Origin of the sequence: Fibrobacter sp., from assembly GCA_012523595.1 — a bacterium.
Classification (GTDB): Bacteria; Fibrobacterota; Chitinivibrionia; order Chitinivibrionales; family Chitinispirillaceae; genus JAAYIG01.
This window is the reverse complement of the sequence record JAAYIG010000174.1, coordinates 1-6,327: the sequence shown is the minus strand read 5'-3', so window position 1 is coordinate 6,327 and position 6,327 is coordinate 1. Positions and strand designations below refer to the sequence as shown.

The 6,327-nt window shown below is 47.0% G+C and carries 5 protein-coding genes; 4 read left to right on the top strand and 1 reads right to left on the bottom strand.

Annotated elements, in window-relative coordinates; genetic code table 11:
• Positions 1 to 385: 385 nt before the first annotated feature.
• A complete protein-coding gene (gene hcp, locus GX089_11960; protein ID NLP03203.1) occupies positions 386 to 2,038 on the top strand; it encodes a hydroxylamine reductase in 1,653 nt (550 codons plus the stop codon).
• A gap of 431 nt (positions 2,039 to 2,469) precedes the next feature.
• On the opposite strand, the gene GX089_11955 is transcribed toward hcp, so the two are convergent.
• Positions 2,470 to 3,270 carry an STAS domain-containing protein gene (locus tag GX089_11955; GenBank protein ID NLP03202.1) on the bottom strand — a complete coding sequence of 267 codons (801 nt, stop codon included), beginning with the start codon at positions 3,268 to 3,270 and terminating at the stop codon, positions 2,470 to 2,472.
• Positions 3,271 to 3,479: 209 nt separating this feature from the next.
• Between GX089_11955 and dprA the strand changes: the two genes are divergently transcribed.
• From dprA to recO, 3 genes are read left to right on the top strand one after another with little or no spacing between them, the layout of a single operon-like run.
• A complete protein-coding gene (gene dprA, locus GX089_11950) occupies positions 3,480 to 4,556 on the top strand; it encodes a DNA-protecting protein DprA (protein NLP03201.1) in 1,077 nt (358 codons plus the stop codon).
• Positions 4,557 to 4,563: 7 nt separating this feature from the next.
• The gene (locus tag GX089_11945) at positions 4,564 to 4,848 is read left to right on the top strand and encodes a septum formation initiator family protein (protein ID NLP03200.1); all 285 of its coding nucleotides are present in this window, start codon (positions 4,564 to 4,566) and stop codon (positions 4,846 to 4,848) included.
• 12 nt (positions 4,849 to 4,860) lie between these two features.
• Positions 4,861 to 5,625 carry a DNA repair protein RecO gene (gene recO, locus GX089_11940; GenBank protein NLP03199.1) on the top strand — a complete coding sequence of 255 codons (765 nt, stop codon included), beginning with the start codon at positions 4,861 to 4,863 and terminating at the stop codon, positions 5,623 to 5,625.
• The last annotated feature ends 702 nt before the right edge of the window (positions 5,626 to 6,327 follow it).

The window sequence follows — 6,327 nt, the reverse complement described above, 5'->3', positions numbered from 1 at the left end:
CTGCGGTCTTCCGCCACCCCCTCTGTGTTGACATAGTGCAGTGCCCATCGGGTAACTGTTACAAGTTGGGCTGGATTAGCCGGCTTATCAGTCTTTACTGGTGGAAGAAGAAACGATAATTGTATACCGGAAAGAGTCTGAACTGTGATTTTTGTAATTAAATTGACAGAGATAATTTCTGGATTACTGCTTTTGCGGGAATAATTCTATTCATTAAATCGAGGTTGGTATCGGCGTCGGTATCGAATGGCCGATAGGGGTGTGGTTTGTGTATCGAAAATTGACAAATACCAATTTGATAAATCAGGTAACATGGTATTCGAATTGGTAAACAGGTTTTTACTAATACCGTTAACCTACTTAACAAAAAAAAGGAGAGACAAAAATGTTTTGCAATCAGTGTGAACAGGCAGCCAGGGGAACAGGGTGTGATGTCATGGGAGTATGCGGAAAAGATCCGCAAGTGGCCGCGCTGCAGGATCTGATCCTGTATCAGGCAAAGGGGATCTCTTTCCTTGCCAAAGAGGTCAGGGAGAAGGGAGAAAAAACTGACAGTGCCGATCTTTACATAGTCGAGGCGCTGTTCTCCATAGTAACAAATGTCAACTTTGATTTTATCAGGCTGAAAGAGATGCTTACCCGTGGTGAGAATGTCGCCTCAGAGCTGGTAAAAAGACTTCAGGAGATAAACCCCTTCGCGCTGGAAAAACTCCCTGAAGAAGCCCTTTTTCATCCTGCGGTTACAGATGACAATCTGGTAAAACAGGCTGCTGAAAAAGGAATCCTGTCGACTCATCCGGACGAGGATATCCGTTCCCTGCAGCAGATACTCATTTATGGATTAAAAGGGATGGCTGCTTATACGGATCACGCGAGAATACTGGGAAAAACCGATGACAGGCTCTATGTTTTTTTCCACAAGGCACTGGCTTATCTTACCAGTAAAAACCCTGAAAAGAGTGAGCTCATTGGGCTGTGCATGGAGTGCGGAGAGAAAAATGTCATAGCAATGCAGATTCTCGATGAGGCACACACAAGCCGATTCGGACATCCTGTGCCTACACCCGTGTCAACATCGTGGTGTGAGGGGCCTGCGATCGTGGTGAGCGGACATGACCTGCTCGATCTCGAGGAGCTCCTGAAACAGACAGAGGGAACAGGGGTAAATGTCTATACTCACGGAGAGATGCTTCCTGCTCACGGATACCCGGGACTTAAAAAATACAAGCATCTTGTTGGCCATTTTGGCACAGCCTGGCAGAACCAGCAGAGAGAGTTTGACGGGGTGAATGCGGTATTTCTCTTTACCACCAACTGCATTCAGAAACCGAAGACATCCTATTTCAACAATGTGTTCACAACCGGTCTTGTAGGATGGCCCGGGGTGCATCATGTAAAGAACAGGGATTTCTCTCCTGTCATAGCCAGGGCAAAAGAGCTTGGCAGTCTCACAGCGAAAGAGGGAATCACTCTGACAACAGGATTTGCCAGAAACGCGGTGCTGGGTGTGGCGGATAAGGTTATCGAGGCGGTAAAAAGCGGAGCGATCAGGCATTTCTTTCTCGTTGGAGGATGTGACGGGGCGAAAGCAGGGCGGAACTATTATACCGAGTTTGTAGAGAAAACACCTAAGGACACGGTAGTTCTCACTCTGGCCTGCGGCAAATTCAGATTCAACTATCTTGATCTGGGAGATATCGGAGGTATACCGCGTCTGCTTGATATAGGACAGTGCAATGATGCGTTTTCGGCGGTAAAGATTGCGGAGGCTCTGGCGGGTGCATTCCAGTGCGGGATAAATGATCTACCGCTCTCTATTGTCCTTTCCTGGTATGAGCAGAAAGCAGTGGCTGTGCTGTTATCGCTTCTCTCTCTTGGAGTGAAGAATATCCGTATCGGGCCATCACTGCCCGCATTCGTCTCGCCCGGAGTCCTCTCTTTCCTGAGTGAGCAGTTCGGGATAAGGCCGATCGGGTCGGCGCAGGGGGATCTGGAGGAGATTCTGGGGGTTAGTCTTGAAGAAGTGAAGGTGGGATGATGGATTGACCAGGTGAGTGGGGGATGACAACTTCATTATTAAAAGTGGGAAGTCTCCCCCTGTCTCCAGCCCGTTGAAGACGCCGGTCTTCCGCCACCCCCCCCCTCTGTGTTGACGTAGTATAGTGCCCTGAGTCTTCGAAGGGCTTGGGCGTAAGGGGAGACTTCCCCTGCAATAATTCTTAAATCATAATCAAAATGTAAACATAAATGGAAATATCCCACCTCTTCAGGGCTGTCTCCTCGAAGACTCGTCGAAATGACAACTAGTCGGTTGTTTAAATTCAGGAAAAGCAGTGCCTTCGGGATTGGGGAAAGGGCGATAACTGCGATTGGAAAAAAGGATCGATGCCGATATCGATTCCGATACCGACCCCGAGACGGAGAGTTGTGGCTTTACAAACAGAGTTGCAAATCAGATCAAAGAGGGGGCTATTCGTCCTGCTGCCCAAACTCCAGAAAATATTTGCAGCACTCGCAGTCCTCGTTGACATACTGAAACGAGATCCCCTCGATCAGCCCTTCGACTATCCAGCACGGAGTAGTTGAATCGGAGAGTTTTCTGAAACACTCGTTGCATTTTGTGGCGTTGCGGGGATTCTGATTGTTCCAGTATTTATAGCAGGGTACACGTTTCTTAATCTGCGCCTTTCTGGCTTCCTCGGCGGCCAGTCTCTCGGCCTCTTCCTTCTTTTTCTTCTGCTGCTCGAAATACTCTACAGCGGCTATTCTGTTGGAAACCAGATGAATTATCTTTGCAAGTTTTGTACTTGTAAATATGACCTGGACATATCCCCGGGCTCCTGCAACAACAAGGGCGCCTCCTCCCTCGATGGCCTCCTTATGTATCCTGACCAGCATCCCCAAGCCGCATGAATAGATATTGTTTACTCTCGTTATATCCAGAATCACCTTGAACTTGCCGTTCTTTTTAAGATTCTCCCATACTTTTTCAAGCGCGGCGGTACTGTCATTGTTAAGTGTTCCCTCACAGGTGATAATCGCTGTATCTGCGTCAATTTCCGATGCGATTCCAGAATTACGGTTCATTGCCAGATAATAGTTGCACTTTTTGCATTTCCGGGATTTCACACATTCTCCCTCACTTGCATACCCCTTGATAATCCAGCACTGGATATCCTCCATCTCTTCAAGATTATCCTTAAAGCTGGTCCAAGCAAGGCAGGTGGACCGCTGTTTTTCACTGCAGCCTGTCATCTCATAGCATTTCACGGGAGAATCCTTTCCAGAGGGCTTAAAACCGGCCCGAAATTTGAGGCAAAATTCAGTCTACCGTCATTCTTTCAAGATAAATCATATTATATCAAAGAACAGGCATTAAGAGCAAGGATGATATTGCAGTAATTATTTTTGGGGTACACTCACAGGATCACTACACTTATAATCCGGACAGAAAAAACATGCCGCTTTCCTGGATAGCTTTGAACTCGGTCAGAGGGCTGGGGCCGGTTCGGATCAAAAATCTGCTCAACAGGTACGGAACTCCGGAGAAAGTCTTCGAAAAGAGCAAATCGGAGATTACCAGGGATGGGGTGATACCGGAGATGTGTATCGCGCATCTATACGATCCTGATCTTTTCAAAAACGCAGAGAGGCAGCTTCAGTGGGCGGAAAAAATCGGGGTCTCTGTCATCACCCTGAATGATTCTTATTACCCTCTCTACCTGAAAGAGATTTTTGCCCCTCCGCCGGTGCTCTATATAAAGGGAAAAACATCGGTTTTCTCCAGGCATGCTGTAGCTGTGGTTGGGACCAGAACCCCGACATCTTACGGTAAAAGTGCGGCTATATCGATCACAAGAGAGCTTGTGCAGCAGAAGATCACTGTTGTAAGCGGGCTGGCCAGAGGAATCGACTCAGCGGCGCATGAGACCTGTATAAATAACGGGGGATCGACAGTGGCAGTCCTTGGATGCGGGATAGACAAGACCTATCCTCCTGAAAACCGTGTCCTTGCCGAAAAGATCATTGAATCCGGCGCGCTGGTGTCGGAATTTCCGCTGGGAACCGCGCCTGAGCCCTATAATTTTCCCAGGCGCAACAGGATTATCTCCGGGTTAAGCGCGGCAGTGCTTGTTGTGGAGGCGGGGGAGAAGAGCGGGAGTCTGATCACTGCCCATTATGCTTTACAGCAGGGAAAAGATATCTTTGCGGTCCCGGGTCCGATCACTTCACCGATGAGTGCGGGGACATTTAACCTTCTCAAGGAGGGAGCATCGCCGGCAAGAAGCGGTTTCGAGATCGCGGAGTGTCTGAAGGTGATAACGCATCCCATTGTTAATTTCACCTCATGTCCGGCTCCCCGCCTGCCTGCCGGGCTTCTCTCCGATGCTGAGAGGGAGGTTTATGAGCAAATTTCCAGTACACCGGTTCGTATTGATGAGTTAGCGGGTGATGAGAGCAGGTCACCGGGAGAACTTCTTGGTATTCTTCTTAATCTTGAACTTAAAGGTCTGATCCGTCAATGCAGCGGACAGCAGTTTGTAAGGACTGATTGACAAAACAATGAAAATAAAACGTATAAGTAAATGGATTTTTCTGGTTCTTCTCCTGTTTCTTGTCTTTTCACTTTTCGGGGATCAGGGTTTTATCGCCCTTTACAAGCATCATCAGCAGAACAGGAAACTTTCCTCGCAGATAAAGCAGTCGCACAGGGTGATCGATTCTCTGAAAACGGAGATAGAGAGGCTTAAGAACGATACTGTGTATATCGAAAAGATCGCGAGAGAGAAGCTGGGGATGGCGCGGAGAGACGAGAAGATCTATAAATTTATCAAAGAAGATGATTGAGTATAGCAATACATGGGCATCGAGAAGACCTCTTCTGTAATACTTTCCATCCTTCCATACCGTGAATCGAGCTGCATAATCACACTTTTTACATCGCACCATGGTCGTGTAAGCGGGATAGCCAAAGGGGTGAGAAGAAATTCAAAGCAGACTATTCCACTGGAGCGGGGTTTTTTAATAGAGCATGTGGTTTATTTCAAGTCCGGACGGGAACTTCAGACACTGGGGGATATCCGTATCGATAACTATTTCCCCTCGGTGCGTGGCAATTTAGAGAAGACCACTTTAAGGGATATCGCCTTCGAGCTCCTGCTTTTATCGATCACCCAGAGCGATCCGAATCCGGAATTGTTTTCGCTCCTGAACTCATTTCTTGACAATCTGGAAATCTCAGGAAGCAGGGATGAGAGTTTTTCTGTGCTGTGGAGGTTTATTTTTGATTTTATGGCACTGATGGGGTTCGGGGTGGGATTTGACAAGTGCACTCGATGCGGAGAGGAGCGGATAAAGACAGAGGGAGGGTATTTTCTGGTGGAGAAGGCAGTGATGATCTGCGGGAGGTGTGCTCCGGATTATTCGTTGTCGAAGTCAAACTGGATACCCGGGTCAGCGGTTTCTTATCTGTTAAAGAAGGAATCTTCGGCGGGAAAGTTTGATTATTCTACGGAAAATCTGATTCGATTGAGTGTGCTTGCTGTGGATTACTGCCGTTTTCATCTGGATATAAGGAGGGAGTTGAAGGCGGTGGGGTTTTTGAGGGAGATGTTGGAATTTTGATAAACAGGATTTGGGATTTGATTTTTTTAAGAATTTTTTGGAGGGGAAGTCTCCCCCTGGCTTCAGCCCGTCGAAGACTCCGGTCTTACGCCACCCCCTCTGTGTTGACGTAGTGTAGTGCCCTGCGGGTATCTGTTACAAGTTGGGTAAGGTTGGTTGGCTTCTTAACCTTTACTGGTGGAAGAAGAGACGATGATTGTATATCGGATCTCTATAGGAATCATCTTACAGCAAACGTGTCCAGAGACATGTTTAAACCCTGGCAATTTTAAGAATCCCCCGCTGGAAGCGCCCCCCTTATTAAGGGGGGTAAAGGGGGTTCCCTTACTGACATTTTTCCTTATAGGTTACGGTCATTGGTTTATCTGTTTGCTACTAAGAAATGTCTTGAACTATGATTAAGCTGATTAAGATGATTGACACTGATTAAGAATGAATTGCATACAGAGAGTCATAACAGGTATATAAAACATAGTTTCAGGCCCTGCCTTCAACATGTTTTTTCCTCTAAACCTTAGTATTTGTGTCGTCAAACCTTAGTAGCAGTAGAGTTGAGCAAACGTTAAAAACCTTATTACTGGAATTGCCCCGAAAAAATGGACACGTGACTAAGCAATTTTCTTCCGTTTGACAGATTCATATTCTGCTGGTGATAAATATCCCAAAGTAGAATGAATCCTTTTGCAATTGTAAAAACCTTCG

Coding starts and splice junctions, on each gene's coding strand:
- hcp (NLP03203.1), top strand. CDS start 386: ATGTTTTGCAATCAGTGTGAACAGGCAGCCAGGGGAACAGGGTGTGAT.
- GX089_11945 (NLP03200.1), top strand. CDS start 4,564: ATGAAAATAAAACGTATAAGTAAATGGATTTTTCTGGTTCTTCTCCTG.
- recO (NLP03199.1), top strand. CDS start 4,861: ATGGGCATCGAGAAGACCTCTTCTGTAATACTTTCCATCCTTCCATAC.